At 69.1% G+C, this 17,509-nt stretch carries 5 protein-coding genes; 4 read left to right on the forward strand and 1 reads right to left on the reverse strand.

Annotated features, from left to right (window positions below; all coding sequences use genetic code 11):
* The first annotated feature begins 100 nt into the window (after positions 1–100).
* Positions 101–3,634, forward strand: coding sequence for a transcription-repair coupling factor (gene mfd, locus ACIPPM_RS26670; RefSeq protein WP_401452322.1), 3,534 nt, complete (start codon positions 101–103; stop codon positions 3,632–3,634).
* 122 nt (positions 3,635–3,756) lie between these two features.
* Here mfd and ACIPPM_RS26675 read toward each other — a convergent pair whose 3' ends face one another.
* A complete protein-coding gene (locus tag ACIPPM_RS26675; RefSeq protein WP_401452324.1) occupies positions 3,757–4,350 on the reverse strand; it encodes a TetR/AcrR family transcriptional regulator in 594 nt (197 codons plus the stop codon).
* 114 nt (positions 4,351–4,464) lie between these two features.
* On the opposite strand from ACIPPM_RS26675, the gene ACIPPM_RS26680 reads away from it, so the two are divergent.
* The 3 genes from ACIPPM_RS26680 (at position 4,465) to ACIPPM_RS26690 (ending at position 17,471) form a co-directional block, all read left to right on the forward strand.
* A complete protein-coding gene (locus ACIPPM_RS26680; RefSeq protein WP_401452326.1) occupies positions 4,465–5,349 on the forward strand; it encodes a hypothetical protein in 885 nt (294 codons plus the stop codon).
* Positions 5,350–5,537: 188 nt separating this feature from the next.
* A complete protein-coding gene (locus tag ACIPPM_RS26685) occupies positions 5,538–6,221 on the forward strand; it encodes an HNH endonuclease family protein (protein WP_401452496.1) in 684 nt (227 codons plus the stop codon).
* A gap of 342 nt (positions 6,222–6,563) precedes the next feature.
* Positions 6,564–17,471: a LamG-like jellyroll fold domain-containing protein gene (locus ACIPPM_RS26690; RefSeq protein WP_401452328.1), complete on the forward strand. Its 10,908-nt coding sequence runs from the start codon at positions 6,564–6,566 to the stop codon at positions 17,469–17,471.
* Positions 17,472–17,509 lie beyond the last annotated feature (38 nt).

Consider the following 17,509-nt stretch of genomic DNA (forward strand, 5'->3'; position numbering starts at 1 on the left):
CCCGCCAAGCCAGCCGCCGCGACGTACGCTGGAAGACCCCCGGCCCGTCACACGAGTCGGGCGATTCGCGTTCCCACCCCCAGGACGGAAAGCCCCCTCCATGAGCCTGCACGGTCTGCTCGACGCCGTCGTCAAGGACCCCGCCCTCGCGGAAGCGATCACCGCGGCCACGGACGGCAACCGCCCCCACATCGACCTCGTGGGTCCCCCCGCGGCCCGCCCCCTGGCGATCGCCGCCCTGGCCCGCGAGACCACCCGCCCGGTGCTCGCGGTCACCGCCACCGGCCGCGAGGCCGAGGACCTGGCGGCAGCCCTGCGCTCCCTGCTGCCGTCCGAGGGCGTCGTGGAGTACCCCTCCTGGGAGACGCTGCCGCACGAACGCCTCAGCCCGCGCAGCGACACCGTCGGCCGCCGCCTGGCCGTCCTGCGCCGCCTGGCCCACCCGCGCCCGGACGACCCCGAGACCGGCCCCGTCTCCGTCGTCGTCGCCCCCGTGCGCTCCGTGCTCCAGCCGCAGGTCAAGGGCCTGGGCGACCTGGAGCCGGTCTCCCTGCGCACCGGCCAGACCGCCGACCTGAACGAGACCGTGGAAGCCCTCGCCGCCGCCGCGTACGCGCGCGTGGAGCTGGTCGAGAAGCGCGGCGAGTTCGCCGTACGCGGCGGCATCCTGGACGTGTTCCCGCCCACCGAGGAACACCCCCTGCGCATCGAGTTCTGGGGCGACGACGTAGAGGAGATCCGCTACTTCAAGGTCGCCGACCAGCGCTCCCTGGAGGTCGCCGAACACGGCCTGTGGGCCCCGCCCTGCCGCGAGCTGCTCCTCACCGACGACGTACGCGCCCGCGCGCGTGCCCTCGCCGAGGAACACCCCGAGCTGGGCGAACTGCTCGGCAAGATCGCCGAGGGCATCGCGGTGGAGGGCATGGAGTCCCTCGCCCCCGTCCTGGTCGACGACATGGAACTGCTGCTGGACGTGCTCCCCAAGGGTGCGATGGCCGTGGTCTGCGACCCGGAGCGGGTCCGTACCCGCGCCTCCGACCTCGTCGCCACCTCCCAGGAGTTCCTCCAGGCGTCCTGGGCGGCCAGCGCGGGCGGCGGCGAGGCGCCCATCGACGTCGGCGCGGCCTCCCTGTGGTCCATCGCGGACGTACGGGACCGCGCGCGCGAGCTGGACATGATGTGGTGGTCCGTCTCGCCGTTCGCCGCCGACGAGGAGCTGGGCGGCGACACCCTCAAGCTCGGCATGCGCGCCCCCGAGACCTACCGCGGCGACACCGCGCGGGCGCTCGCCGACACCAAGGGCTGGCTCTCCGAGGGCTGGCGCACGGTGTACGTCACCGAGGGCCACGGCCCGGCCTCCCGCACCGTCGAGGTGCTCGGCGGCGAGGGCATCGCGGCCCGGCTGGACGCCGACCTCGCCGAGCTGAGCCCCTCCGTGGTGCACGTCTCCTGCGGCTCGATCGACCACGGCTTCGTGGACGCGGCGCTCAAGCTGGCCGTCCTCACCGAGACCGACCTGACCGGGCAGAAGGCCGCGGGCCGCGAGGGCGCCCGGATGCCCGCCCGCCGCCGCAAGGCCATCGACCCGCTCACCCTGGAATCCGGGGACTACATCGTCCACGAGCAACACGGCGTCGGCCGCTACATCGAGATGGTGCAGCGCACCGTCCAGGGCGCCACCCGCGAGTACCTGGTCGTCGAGTACGCCCCCGCCAAGCGCGGCCAGCCCGGCGACCGGCTGTACATCCCCACCGACCAGCTGGAGCAGATCACCAAGTACGTCGGCGGCGAGGCGCCCACCCTGCACCGCCTGGGCGGCGCGGACTGGACGAAGACCAAGGCGCGCGCCAAGAAGGCCGTCAAGGAGATCGCCGCCGACCTGATCCGGCTCTACAGCGCCCGCATGGCCGCCCCCGGCCACGCCTTCGGCGGCGACACCCCCTGGCAGCGCGAGCTGGAGGACGCCTTCCCGTACGCGGAGACCCCCGACCAGCTCACCACCATCGCCGAGGTCAAGGAGGACATGGAGAAGTCGGTCCCGATGGACCGCCTGATCTGCGGCGACGTCGGCTACGGCAAGACCGAGATCGCGGTCCGCGCCGCCTTCAAGGCCGTCCAGGACGGCAAGCAGGTCGCCGTCCTGGTGCCCACCACCCTGCTGGTGCAGCAGCACTTCGGCACGTTCTCCGAGCGGTACTCGCAGTTCCCGGTCAAGGTGCGCGCCCTGTCCCGCTTCCAGACCGAGACCGAGGCCAAGGCGGTGCTGGAGGGGCTCAAGGACGGCTCCGTGGACATCGTCATCGGCACCCACCGCCTGTTCTCCTCCGAGACCAAGTTCAAGGACCTCGGCCTGGTCATCGTCGACGAGGAGCAGCGCTTCGGTGTCGAGCACAAGGAGCAGCTGAAGAAGCTGCGCGCCAACGTGGACGTCCTCACCATGTCCGCCACGCCCATCCCGCGCACCCTGGAGATGGCGGTCACCGGCATCCGCGAGATGTCCACGATCACCACCCCGCCCGAGGAGCGCCACCCGGTCCTCACCTTCGTCGGCCCGTACGAGGAGCGGCAGATCGGCGCCGCCATCCGCCGTGAACTGCTGCGCGAGGGCCAGGTCTTCTACATCCACAACCGGGTCGAGTCCATCGACCGCGCGGCCGCCCGGCTCCGCGAGATCGTCCCCGAGGCACGGATCGCCACGGCACACGGCCAGATGTCCGAACAGGCCCTGGAACAGGTCGTGGTGGACTTCTGGGAGAAGAAGTTCGACGTCCTGGTCTCCACCACGATCGTCGAGTCCGGCATCGACATCTCCAACGCCAACACCCTGATCGTGGAGCGCGGCGACAACTTCGGCCTCTCCCAGCTGCACCAGCTGCGCGGCCGCGTCGGCCGTGGCCGCGAGCGCGGGTACGCGTACTTCCTGTACCCGCCGGAGAAGCCGCTCACCGAGACCGCGCACGAACGGCTCGCCACCATCGCCCAGCACACCGAGATGGGCGCCGGCATGTACGTGGCGATGAAGGACCTGGAGATCCGCGGCGCGGGCAACCTGCTCGGCGGCGAGCAGTCCGGCCACATCGCGGGCGTCGGCTTCGACCTCTACATGCGCATGGTGGGCGAGGCCGTGGCCGACTACCGGCGCCAGCTGGAGACGGGGGAGATCGAGGAGGAGGCGCCGCTCGAGGTCAAGATCGAGCTTCCCGTCGACGCGCACGTCCCGCACGACTACGCGCCCGGCGAGCGGCTGCGCCTCCAGGCGTACCGGTCCATCGCCTCCGCCAACTCGGAGGACGACATCAAGGCCGTCCGCGAGGAACTCACCGACCGGTACGGCAAGCTGCCCGAGCCGGTGGAGAACCTGCTGCTGGTCGCCGGTCTGCGCATGCTCGCGCGGGCCTGCGGCATCGGCGAGATCGTCCTCCAGGGCAACAACATCCGCTTCGCGCCGGTGGAGTTGCGCGAGTCGCAGGAGCTTCGGCTGCAGCGGCTGTACCCCGGCTCGGTCATCAAGGCGACCGCGCACCAGGTGCTGGTGCCGCGTCCCAAGACGGCGAAGGTCGGCGGCAAGCCGCTGGTCGGCCGTGAACTCCTGGGCTGGGTCGGGGAGTTCCTGGCGTCGATCCTGGGATCGTGAGGTCGTGAGGTTCTGAGACAGTCGGCTGAGGGGGCCGGGGGAGCGGGAGTTCCTCCGGCCCTTTTCGCCGCCTGTTGCGCTGCCCTCTGCGCTGCTGCCCTCTGCGCTTCCGGGGCCCGGTGTCAGTCGGCCGCCGAGTGGAACAGCATCGCGGTGAGCGCGCGGAACGTGTCCTCCGGGTCCTCCTCTCCCGCCCGGCCGTCGAGGTTGTGGCCGAGGAGCAGCGTGGCGTAGCCGTGGGCGAGGGACCAGGCGGCGATCCCGGCCAGCCGGGCGTCGGGGCCCCGGTCGCCGGGGTCGACGGTGGTGACGGCCTGGTCCAGGGCGTCGGCGGCCAGCGCGCGGGCCGTGGTCAGTTCGAGGTCCTCGGTGCGCAGCAGCTCGGGGCTGAACATCACCTGGAAGTGCGCGGGGTGCTCGCGGGCGAACCGGACGTAGCGCACGCCCGCCTCGCGTAGTCCGGGTGCCTCCCGCAGGGCGTCCGCGAGCAGGCCGAACCCCTCGGCGGCTATCGCGGTGAGCAGACCGGTGCGGTCCTTGAAGTGGTGCGCGGGCGCCGCGTGCGAGACGCCGGCCCGGCGGGCGAGGTCACGCAGGCTGAGCGCGCCGGGGCCGTCGGCGGCGATGACGTCGAGCGCGGCGGACAGCACGGCGCGCCGCAGGTCGCCGTGGTGGTACGACCGCCCGTCTGCGGACGCGGACTTGGAGGGGCTCATGGACCCAGAATACGCGGAATCTAGTCATTGACAAGTTCTCCTCGGGCAGGCAATCTAGTCAGTGTCAAGTCGAAGGCGGCCGACCAGCGGTCGCATCCGGGGGAGGAGATCGGCATGTCCGAGAAGGCGCGGGAAATGGTGGAGACGGCTCGGGTTCGCCAGCTCTGGCACCTGCTGGAGCCGTTCCACGCACTGGTCTACTTCGCACCCGAGGTCGAGCAGGAGATGGCCGCGCTCGGGTACGGGACGCGTGATCGCTGGCCCGTCTACTTCCCCTTGCGCGCCGCCCCGTTGGGCGAGGTCGGCGCCGAGCGGGTGACCTCCGCCTTCTACAGCTTCAGCCCACGCATGGTCTCCGAACACATGAAGCGGGCGTGGGACATCTCCGGCCCCCGGGAGGTCCTGGCGGCCCGCCTGCGCGGCATCGACCGCGCCTACCGCGCCATCCTCGGAGACCGTGTGGACGGCCCCGGACTGGCCGAGGCCGCCGCCCTGGCCCGCCGCGCGGCGGAGTCGGCGGCCACCGAGGGCCGCCCCCTCGCGGCCGCCAATGCCGAACTGCCCTGGTCCGAGGCCCCGCACCTCCAGCTGTGGCACGCGGCCACCATCCTCCGGGAACACCGGGGCGACGGCCACCTGGCCGCCCTGCTCGTCGAGGGGCTCGATCCGGTGGAGTCCCTGGTGTCCTTCGCGGCGATAGGCGCCGCGTCCGTGGAGCGCTTCGAAAGCCGCGGCTGGAACCGTGCGGAGTGGGCGGCCGCCCGTGAACGCCTCGCCGTGCGCGGCCTGGTGGAGCCGGACGGTGCGGCCACCCAGGAGGGGCGTGTTCTGCGCCGTCGCGTCGAGGACCACACCGACCGCCTGGCCGCGGGCCCTTGGCAGTCCCTCGGCCGAGCGGACGCCGACCGCCTGGCCGACCTCCTCGGCGACCACTGGGTCGCGGTCCTCTCCTCCGGCCTCCTGCCCTCCGAATCGACCCTGGGAATAGGCAAGGTCTGAGCGAGGCGCGCGAACCGGCAGGCACTCGGAGCCCCGAATAACCCTGTACGCCCCTTTGGTTCCTCTCCACCAAGCCCGGCCCGGCGGTTACGGTGGAGAGCGGATCTCTCCGCCCGCGTCCGCGGACGGACCGGGGCGAGCGAGGGGGACGTGCCGTGAAGCGTCTGTGGGGCGGGGCGGTCACCGCCATGGTCGTGATGACCGCCGTGACGGGCTGCAAGGCCGAAGAGGTCAACGGCTCTTCCGGCGCGGAGCCGACGGGCGCCAAGGGGGCCGCCCTGACCGCCGCCGACACACTCGAGGTCAAGGGCCGCGCACCGAAGACCGGTTACTCGCGCGAACGCTTCGGCAGTGCCTGGGCCGACACCGACTCCAACTCCTGCGACACCCGCGACGACATCCTCAAGCGAGACCTGAAGGAGGTGAAGTTCAGCGACGGCAAGTGCAAGGTGACCTTCGGGGTGCTGGAATCCGACCCCTACTCCGGCAAGAAGGTCACCTACCGGCGAGGCCGCAGCCTGGTCGACATCGACCATGTCGTCGCCCTCTCGGACGCCTGGCAGAAGGGCGCCAAGTACTGGGACGCGGGTAAGCGCATAGCCCTCGCCAACGACCCCCTGAACCTCCTGGCGGTCGACGCGAGCACCAACCGCGGCAAGGGCGACGGCGACACCGCCAGCTGGGTCCCCCCGGAGAAGAAGTACCGCTGCACCTACGTCGCCGCCCAGGTCGCCGTGAAGAAGAAGTACGAACTCTGGGTCACCTCGGCGGAGAAGTCCGCGATGAAGAAGATCCTCGCCGACTGCCCCACCCAGAAACTCCCCACCGGCGGCAACCCCACCAACGCCCCGTCCCGCTTCCGGGCCCGCTGACACGATCCGTCGGCACGGCCCGTCGGCATCCGCCGGTCGTCCCTGCATTGCATCGGTGTGCACTTGCTCATGGGACGGCAAAGATGTTCACAAGCTGCAAAGGGGTGTTTATCGACAAACTGGCCGGGTTGAGTAAGCGGCGTTCAAGAGTTGCGCAAGATCACCCCTCGTGCGTGTCTGCAGAGTGTTCGCAACGGCAAGATCAATGGGCTTATCTGTCGCTTATTGATCGCTGGAGTCGAACCCGTGCCTATAAGGCCACTCAGTCGACCTAGACCCGCACGACGTGCTCAACGTCTGCGGCGTTCTGTCGCCGTTGTTGTACTCACCGCGCTCGCGCTGATGTTCACGACCGATCAGGCCCTTGCCGAGGGCCTTGAACTCGGTCGCGTCAAGTTGCCGAGCGCGAGTCTGTCCTCGTGGGCCTCCTGGTTCACCGACCCCCACTGGGGCAAGCTGCCCCACCAGCAGTCCGGCACCGCGGCCGGCAAGCGGCACCATGTGTCGGCCGCCGCGACCAGCGCCCATCGAGGTGCGGGTCACAAGCCGGGTCACGGCCGCGGCGAACTGGGCGCGTACAAGGCGCACAAGTCCTCGGCGAAGGCCGGGCTGAGCGCCTCGTTCCACGGGTTCAACCCCCGCACCAGCAAGCGGGTGTCGAACCGGTCGACACAGAAGTCGACGTACTACCACAACACGGACGGCTCGTTCAGTCGGAAGGTATCCCCCTTCCCCCTGAACTACAAGGACAAGAAGGGAACATGGCAGCAGATCGACACCGCTGTCGCCCGGGGTCCTGACGGCCGGTGGGACGAGAAGTCCAACGCGGTGGATGTCGGTTTCGCGCCGAAGGCCGCCGATGAGGATCTGGCGTCGTTCGGCAAGGACGGCAAGAGCGTCGGGTTCGCCCTCGAAGGTGCCGCGAAGGTCGCGGGTGTGGCGAAGGGGTCGACGGTCGCCTATCCGGAGGTGCTTCCGGGCACGGACCTGGAGTTGACGTCCACCTCGGTGGGTCTGCGTCAGGCGCTGGTACTGCACTCGGCGGACGTGGCGAACTCCTGGGTCTTCCCGCTTCATCTGCGGGGGCTGACGGCGGAGCTGAACAGGTCCGGCGGGGTGGATCTGCGGGACGCCACCGGCAAGGGTGTCGCCTCGATCCCGTCGGCGTATGCGTTCGACTCGAAGATCGACCGGGTGTCGGGTGAGCGGGCGACGACGCACGCGGTGTCGTACGAGCTGGTCACCTCGCACGGTGAGACGGCGCTGCGGATGACGCTGAACCCGGCGTGGCTGCACGCGAAGGCGCGGCAGTTCCCGGTGACGGTGGACCCGGACACCTCGGTGTGGGACTACGTGCACTCCACGTACACGGAGTCGGGCTATCCGGTCGCGGACCGCTCGCAGGAGCAGACCCTGAAGATCGGCTCCTACGACTCGGGCTCGCACTCGGCGGTCTCGTTCGTGCAGGACTGGCGGGACAGCTTCGACGGTTCGGGTGTCTCGCTCGTGTCGGCGAATCTGCACCTGTACGACATCTGGGCGTCGACGTGTACGCCGGAGGCGTTCAACGTGGCGCAGGTGTCGGCCGCGTGGGACCCGACCGATGCGATGACCTATCCCGGTCCGGCGCACGGTGCGTCGATCGGGAGTGTGACGCCGTCGGTGCCCAACGCGTGTGCGAACACCACGGGTGACCAGTCGGGTGGTGACTGGGTGACCGTGCCGCTGGACACGGCGGCGATGCAGAAGTGGGCCAGTGGTACCACCGCGGACCATGGTCTGGCGGTCTACGCGGCGACGACGGACGCGCTGCACTGGAAGCAGTTCGGCTCGATGGCGTTCCCGGGTGACGAGCCGTACATCGTGTACGACTACACCGGTGATGTGGCGCCGATGGTGGAGGCGACGTTCCCGGCGAACAACTCCTCCGTCTCCACGCTGACTCCGGAGCTTCAGGCGTTTGCGGACTTCCAGCAGAACCCGGCGGCGCAGAAGTACGACTTCAAGGTCTACAACGCTTCGGGCACCCTGGTCGTGGACTCCGGTCTGGTGACCACGCCGAACTGGACCGTCCCAGCGAGCAAACTGGCCTGGAACACCTCCTACACCTGGACCGCGCAGGCATACGACGGCACCAAGTACTCGGCGGTCTCCCCCTCGTCCGCGCTGACGACGGAAGTACCTCAGCCCTTCCTGACGTCGGAGCTGTCGCAGAACAGCAGCGACCACGGCTACGACGCGACCATCGGCAACTACACGACCTCCGACACGGACGCGTCGATCTCCACGGTCGGCCCGAGCCTCGATGTCGAGCGTGACTACAACTCCCGCGACTTCCGCATATCCGGCGCGTTCGGTGCCGGGTGGTCGAGCATCTTCGATGCCAAGGTCACCGAGCAGAAGAACGCTTCCGGCACGCTGACCGGGGTCACCGTGACCTATCCGGACGGCTCCGAGGTCGGTTTCGGCAAGAACTCCGACGGCACGTTCTCGGCGCCCTCGGGCCGTTTCGCGATGCTGCGAAGCCAGGCGTCGCCGATCGGTTACACGCTGACCGACAAGGACGACACGGTCTACAACTTCACCCAGCCTCTGAGCACGGGTGTGTACGGCATCGCGGCGGTGGCGGACGCCAACAAGCGTCAGGTGGCCTTCACCTGGGCTTCGGGACACGTCACGAACATGAAGTCCGCTGTCTCCGGCCGGTCGCTGAATCTGACCTGGTCCACGCCCACCGGGGCGACCGCGGCGCATGTGGCGACGGTCGTCACCGACCTCGTCGACTCGCACGACACCGGCAGCGCCCAGACCTGGACCTACGGGTACACCAACGACCAGCTGACCAAGGTCTGCTCGCCGCTGTCGACGACCAAGTGCACGACGTACGGATACACCAACGGCTCGCAGTTCCGCACCGAGGTCGAGAACGCCGGAGCTTCGGAGCTGTGGCAGTTCAACGAGGCGAGCGGCACCACCGCCGCCAGCTCGGCCGGTGACAGCGAGGGCACGGACAACGCCACCTACAGCGGCGTCACGCTCGGCCAGACCGGTCCGCTGACGGGTTCCACCGCGACCGCCGCGAAGTTCAACGGCTCCTCCTCCTACGCGGAGCTGCCGCCGAGCCTGGTCTCCAGCTCCAACCAGCAGACGATGTCGATGTGGTTCAAGACCACGACGGCTCCGGGTGTGCTGTTCTCCTACTCGACGCTGCCGCTGAGCTACGCGATGTCGCAGGGGCAGTACACGCCGGGCATCTACATCGGCACGGACGGCAAGCTGAACGCGGAGTTCTGGAACAGCAGCGGTGTCCAGCCGATCGTGAGTTCCGCCGCGGTGAACAACGGCGCGTGGCACGAGGTCGTGCTCTCCGGTGCCGGTTCGCTGCAGACGCTGTACCTGGACGGTGCCAAGGTCGGCACGCGTTCGGGCATGATCTCCTACAGCAACGGCTACCACAGCGCGCTGCAGAACCACACCTACGTCGGTGCCGGTTTCCTGGGCGGTACCTGGCCGGACGAGCCCCACTACTCGACCACGAGCGACCAGGGCTACCCGACCTACTTCAACGGCACCATCGCCGACGTCGCCCTGTACCCGGACGCGCTGACCGCCGACCAGGTGTCCCGCATCCACACCGCGGCCACCAAGGCATCGCCCCTGCTGACCACCGTCACCCGTCCCTCGGGCAAGGCGTTCGCAGGCATCGCCTACGACACCAACGCCGCTCGCGTCACCCAGCTGACCGACGAGAACGGCGGCGTGTGGAAGCTGAACCCGGCCACCATCACCGGTTCCAGCAACACCTACCGGGGCGCGGTCCTCGGCGGCGCCCCCAACCAGTACTACCGCTTCGGTGAGTCGGCGGGTGCCACGACGGCGCTCGACGAGGTGCGCGGCGGGACCGGCACGTACTCGTCGGTGACGCTGGGTTCGGCAGGTCCGTTCAGTGACCACACCACGGGTGCGTTCAACGGCACCTCCTCGAAGGTGACGTTGCCGAACGGCACGATTCCGGGCAGCGGTCCGGAGTCGGTGGACCTGTGGTTCAAGACGGCCACCGCGGGCGGTGTCCTGGTCGGCGCGTCGAAGGACCCGCTGGGCACCACCACCCCGACCGCCTACACGCCCGTCCTCTACGTGGGCAGCAGCGGCAAGCTGTACGGGGAGTTCTACTTCTCCGGCGGCTCCACCAAGCCCCTGGGCTCCGGGTCGGCGGTGACCGACAACAAGTGGCACCACGTCGTGCTGTCCTCGTCGGCGACCAGCCAGTCCCTCTACCTGGACGGCAACCTGGTCGGCACCCAGACCGGCACCGCCGCGATGACCGGCCAGCCCTACACCTACGTCGGCGCGGGCTACCTCGGCGGCAACTGGCCCGACGAGTCGCACAACAGCACCACCGACAGCACCGGCTACGCCAGCTACTTCAAGGGCTCCATCGCCGAGGCCGCGGTCTACCGATCCCAGCTCTCCGCCGACGACGTCGACGCACAGTACGACGCGGCGCTGAACTCCACCGGCCTGCTGCCGGTGAAGACGGTGACGGTGACGACGCCGACCAACGCGACGCTCAGCTACAAGTACGACGTCACGCACGGCAACCGGCTGCTGAGCGAGACCGACGCCCTGGGCAACACGACCAGCTTCGGTTACGACACGTCCGGTTTCGAGCACACGGTGACCGATCCGAACGGCTCGATGACCGTCACCGGTCATGACGTGCGCGGCAACATCGTCTCCTCCACGTCCTGCCAGGACCAGGCGGCGAACAAGTGCAACACGGAGTACTACACGTACTACCCGGACGACACGACCGCGCAGCTCACCACCGCCGACCCCCGCAACGACCAGCTGCTGACCGAGCGGGACGGGCGTTCCGCGTCGGCGAGTGACAACACGTACCTGACGACGTACACCTACGACGCGGCAGGCAACCAGACCGCGATCACCGGTCCCGCCGTCCCGGGCTTCCCGAACGGCCGCACGACCTCGACCGTCTACAGCGACGGCACCGCCACCTACCCGGCCGCGGACGGAGGTGTGGTGCCCGCGGGCCTGCCGGTGAAGACCGTCAGCCCCGGCGGCGCGGTCAACCAGGTCGCGTACAACCAGAGCGGCGACGTGGCCTCCACCACGGACGCCATCGGCCTGGTGACCTCCTACACCTATGACGGTGTCGGCCAGGTCAGCACCCAGAAGGTCGTCTCCGACACCTATCCGGCCGGTCTGACCACGACGTACAAGTACGACACGGCCGGTCAGGTGACCGAGGAGGACGACCCGCAGATCACCGACCGCGTCAGCGGTGCCACGCACCGGGCACGGACCACCACGGTCTACGACGAGGACGGCAACACCACCTCGCAGACCGTGGCGGACGCGGGCGGCGGCGACCAGTCCCGCACGCAGACCTGGACGTACGACCCGTACGACCACGTCGCGACCGAGGCGGACGCCAACGTGGCCGCGGGCGCGAACTACGGCAACACCACGACGTACAGCTACGACACCTCGGGCAACAAGACCAAGGAGGTCACCACCGCAGGCAACGAGACCCGGTACACGTACGACGCGGAGGGCAACCTGCTCACGCAGGGCCTGATGTACACCGGCGACCCGGTGAACCCGCAGCCCGCCACGCTGCTGACCGAGTCCTCGCGGGCGTACGACCCCTCGGGCCGACTCGCGTCGATCACCGACGCGATGGGCAACGTCACCTCGTACACGTACACCGACGACGGTCTGACCGCGACGGTGACGAGGAAGAGCGGCGACGGCCAGAGCACCTACGTGCTGGAGTCCGACGCCTACGACGCGGCCGGGAACCTGCTCCAGTCCACCTCCGACAACGGCGAGACGGTCACCAAGTACACCGTCGACGCGGCGTCCCGGACCACCGCCACGGAGCTGGACCCGACCGGTGTGGACCGGATGAGCACCGTCTCCTACACACCGGACGACCAGGTCGCCAGCGAGACCGACCGCGACTCCACCGGCTACGACCGCACCACCACCAACACCTACGACGGCATGGGCAACCTGCTCAGCGAGACGCTGTACGGGGACGCCTCGGGTCATCCGGCGGGCTGGTGGAAGCTGGACCAGGGTTCGGGCACCTCGGTGACGGACTCCTCCGGCACCGGTAACACCGGTCAGGCGAGCAACGTGACCTGGACGGACTCGTCCGCGAGTCTGCCCGGTTCGCCCCTGACGCAGGGTGTGGCGACGAACGGTCCGGTGCTGGACACCACCGCGTCGTACACCGTGTCGGCGTGGGTGAAGATGAGCTCGCTGCCGACGCACAACGCGAGCATCGTGGCGCAGACCGGCACCACCAACAGCGCGTTCATGCTCCAGTACAACTACGCGCACACCAGTAGCCCGCTGTGGAGCCTGCTCGACACGAGCAAGGACGCGTCCGGCACCACGTTCCCTGGGGCCTACTCCACCGCGGTCCCGGCCGTGGGTGCCTGGACCCAGGTGGTCGGCGTCTATGACGCCTCCAACGGCGCGATGAAGCTGTACGTCAACGGCGCCCAGTCGGGTGCCACGGTCACCAACTCCGCTCCCTGGGCGGCGACCGGCCCGCTGACCATCGGCCGCGACAAGTACGCGGGCGCCGCCGACGACGCGCTGCCCGCCGGTGTCTCCAACGTGCAGGTCTACCAGCGCGCCCTGTCCACCACCGAGATCTCCTCGCTCTACGGCAAGGGTCGCAACGGAGGCACCGTCGGCTCCTCCACCGCACAGACCACCAAGTACGCCTACGACAAGCGTGGCCTCCCGTCGTCGATGACGGACGCGGAGAACCACACCACCGACTACAGCTACGACGAGGCCGGCAACCTCGCGCTCACCACCGCCCCGGCGGTCCAGGCGGAGAAGGACGGCGCCGACCTGGGCAGCGTCCGTCCGGTCACCACCTCCGGGTTCAACACCTTCGGCGAGGCCGTCGAGGAGAGGGACCCCAACCTCCAGGTCACCAACACGGCGTACGACGCGGAGGGCAACAAGGTCTCCGAGACCCTGCCGTCGTACACCCCGGCGGGCGCGTCGCAGCCCAACGCGGGCACGACCGTGTGGACCTACGACAGCGAAGGGAACCAGACCTCCGTCACCTCACCGGGCGGCAGGACCACGTCGAACCTGTACGACCAGCTCGGCGACGTGGTCCAGAGCACCGCACCGGACGGCACCAAGACCCACGCGGTCTACGACGCGGCCGGTGACCAGCTCTCGTCGACCGACCCGACCGGCGCCCAGTCCCAGGCGACGTACGACTTCATGGGCCGTCCGCTGACGCAGACCACCCTGGAGCGCTACCCGTCGACCCGGACCCTGACCTCGACCAGCTCCTACGCGGTCACCGCCGGAAACCCCTACGGCGCGCACGTCTCCTCGGCCACCAGCCCCGGCGGTGTGTCGTCGACGTACGCCTACAACCGCGCGGGTGACATCACCTCGGTCACCGACGCGGCCGGCAACGTCACCAAGTACGCCTACGACTTCGAGGGCAACCCGTCGAAGACGACCCTGGCGGACGGCACCTACACCACGACCGACTACAACGCGTCCGGCGACCCGACCGCCACGCACTCCTACGACGCCGGCGGCACCCAGCTCTGGAGCACGTCGCAGAGTTACGACGGTGTCGGCAACCTGACCGCCGCCACCGACGCGGCCGGTCACACCAGCCAGTTCACCTATGACGCGGCCGGGACGATCACCCAGGAGACGCAGCCGGTCGACGCGACGACGTCGATCACCACGACCTTCGGCTACGACCAGGCGGGCAACCGCACCCGGTTCACCGACGGCCGCGGCAACTCCTGGCGCTACACGTACACCCCGTGGGGCCAGCAGGAGAAGGTGATCGAGCCGACCACGTCGAAGTTCACCTCGGCGGCCGACTCGACCACGACCTTCGCCTACGACGCGGACGGCCAGGCGACGCAGGCCACCCTGCCGGGCGGCACCACGACGTCGATGACGTACGACGGCAACGGCCAGCTCAAGACGATGTCCGGCTCCGGCGCGGACGCGGTCACGGCCACCCGCAGCTTCTCCTACGACAACGACGGCCGCGTGCTGTCGGCGGACACGGCGGAGGCGGGCACGGCCGGAGCGGTCGACCACCAGAGCGCGACGCACGACGCGTTCACCTACGACGACCGCGGTGACACCCTCACCACGTCGGGCTCGGCCGGTTCGTCCAGCTTCGCCTACAACAACGACGGCGCGATGACCTCGCGCACGGACGCCGCGGGCACCACGTCCTACGGCTACGACACCGCGGGCCGCCTGTCCTCGCTCAACGACGCGGCGACCGGCACCCAGCTCACCTACTCCTACGACCAGCTCAACCAGCTCAAGTCCGTCAAGTACGGTGCGACCGGCCAGACCCGCACCTTCGGCTACAACACCGCGCACCAACTCACCACCGACACCCTGGTCCAGGGCGCGTCGACCCTGGCGAGCTTCGGCTACGGCTACGACAAGAACGGCAACCTGACGTCGAAGACGACGACAGGCGTGTCGGGCGCGTCGAGCAACACCTACGGCTACGACTGGGCGAACCGCCTCACGTCGTGGAACAACGGCGCCACCAACACGACGTACGCGTACGACGCCTCGGGCAACCGCATCCGCAAGGGCTCGGACGTCTACACGTACGACCAGCGCGACCAGCTGACGTCGGACGGTGTCCACACCTACGACTACTCGGCACGCGGCGCGATGACCCAGGAGTCGTCGTCGTCCGGCACGCTGGCGTACAAGACGGACGCGTTCGGCGACCAGATCGTCGCCGGTGACCAGGCGTACAACCTGGACGCGCTGGGCCGCAACATCACCGACCGGGACACCTCGGCGGGCGGACTCACGCGGACCTTCGCCTACTCCGGCGGGGACAACACCATCGCCTCGGACGGCGACTTCACCTACACCCACGACACGGGTGGCGGTCTGGTCGGTGTGAAGCCGGTCGGCGGCGGGGCCGGAGTGCTGGCCCTGACCGACCAGCACAACGACGTGGTCGGCACCTTCACCTCCGGCGCGACCGCGCTGGCCGGTTCGGCCTCCTACGACCCGCTGGGCAAGGTGGTCTCGCCGACCGACACGGTCACCGGCCACCTGGGCTTCCAGTCCGGCTGGACCGAGCCCGGCACGGGTGACGTGGGCACGGCCTCGCGCTGGTACAACCCGGACACCGGGCAGTTCCTCAACAAGGACAGCATGTCCTTGGACGCGGTGCCGAACTCGGTGGCGGCGAACCCGTTCGCCTACGTCGACGACAACCCGCTGGCAGGCACCGACGAGTCGGGCAACTGCTCCTGGTACGACGTGGTCTGCGGGGCCAAGAAGGTCGCGCACCATGTGGCCCACAAGGTCAGGCACGCGGCGCACAAGGTCTACCACGCGGCCAAGCACCTGGCCCGCAAGGTGGTCCACGCCGTCAGGCACGCGGCACACCGGGTCGCGCACCATGTGCGGGACGTCTACCACGCCACGGTCCGGGCCGTGCGCCGCGTCTACCACTACGCGGCACGGCACGTCAGACGCGCGTATCACCAGGTGGTCCATGCGGTGCACTCGGCGTACCACGCGGTACGGAAGGCCGCGCACCGAGTGGTCCACGCGGTGAAGAAGGCGGCGAAGAAGGTCGCCCACGCGGTGCGGAAGGCCGCGCACGCGGTGGCCCATGCCGCCCGCACGGCGTACCACGCCACGGTCAAGGCGGCCAAGACGGCGACGAAGTTCGTCAAGAACCACGCCGCCGCGATCACGTCGCTCGTGGTCTCCACCGCGGTCTTCGCGGGCTGTGAGGCATTCACGGCAGGCATCGGCTCCATCGGCTGCGCCGCCGTCGCCGGTGCCGCGGGCGCCCTGGTCGAACAGGGCTTCAAGTGCGCCGACAACGGCGGCTCCGACTGCAGCATGGGCGCGTTCGCGGGCTCGGCGGTCGAGGGCGCGGTGACCGGCGCCCTCGGCGGAGCGCTCGGCGCACTCGGCGGCAAGATCCTCGCCAAGGCGGCCCCCAAGGCCATGGAGGTCGCGGGCGGCCTGTTCGGAAAGGGAGCCACAGAAGCAGGCGAATCAGCCACAGCCGACGCGACGGACGAGGCCGCCGCGGCGGCGAAGTCCGAGGCATCGGCCACCCGCTCCCAGTCCCACTCGGACGAGGCACCGGCGGAGGAGGGTCCCACCACCTGCGAGACCCACAGCTTCACCGGTTCCACTCAGGTTCTGATGGCCGACGGCACGACCAAGGCCATCGACCACATCAAGGTCGGCGACACGATCGCCAACTCGGTGCCCGGCGCCAAGGGCACGGAGGCGCACAAGGTCACCGCGGTGATCGTGACGCACACGGACCACGACTTCGTGGACCTGACTATCAAGAAGACCGGTGACAAGCGCTCGGTGAAGGCCGGCGCCAAGTCCCTGGCCAAGAAGGCGGTTCGCAAGGCGGCCTTCGGCCTGGCGGCGTCGGCCGCGGTCCTGGGCGCACTGTCGGCCGCCCACGGCCACGCTGACACGCACCCGGCGACGGCACCGGTGGCAGCGGTCAGCAAGGCGTCCTCGACACAGGTGACCGAGCCGAAGCCCGCGCACCTGACGACGACCTTCCACCACCCCTTCTACGACGAGACCCAGTCGGCCTTCGTCGATGCCAAGGACCTCAAGCCCGGCGACGTCCTCCAGACGCCGACCGGCACGGCCCAGGTCACCGGTGTCCGCCTGTACCACGCGAACACCACGACTTACGACCTGACCATCGGAACCCTCCACACGTATTATGTGCTGGCGGGCGAGACGCCGGTACTTGTTCACAACTGCGACAAGGCTGGGCTTGCTGCCGCAGAGCGGGCGGGCGACCACTTTGATCGCCCCGGGGGTGCCACCGGTGCTCTGCGTTCGGATGAGGACGGGTGGTTTTCTGACCCGCTTTCCTCGGGGGGCAGGAATATCCACCCAAGCGTTGATAGAAGTCCCGCACCTGGAACCAGGTCAGGGTTCAAGCATCATCTCGAAGCCCAGGCTGCGGCGCTCATGCACAAGAATCCCGAGATGCGGAATGCAACTCTCTATATCCACTTCCGGGACCCGGATGCTGAGCGAGAAGTTTGCGGAGCCTGTGCTGGAACTCTGGAGGACATGTTGCCGTCAGGAGCTTCCCTGACGGTTGTGTTCAAAAAGTTGGACGGGACTATATTCCGATCAACGCCCTACATCGGTAACGTAAACTAATAAGTGAGAAAAATGAGGCAGGGCCCACATTCTGTGGG

The organism is Streptomyces sp. NPDC090119 (assembly GCF_044747085.1).
Classification (GTDB): Bacteria; Actinomycetota; Actinomycetes; order Streptomycetales; family Streptomycetaceae; genus Streptomyces.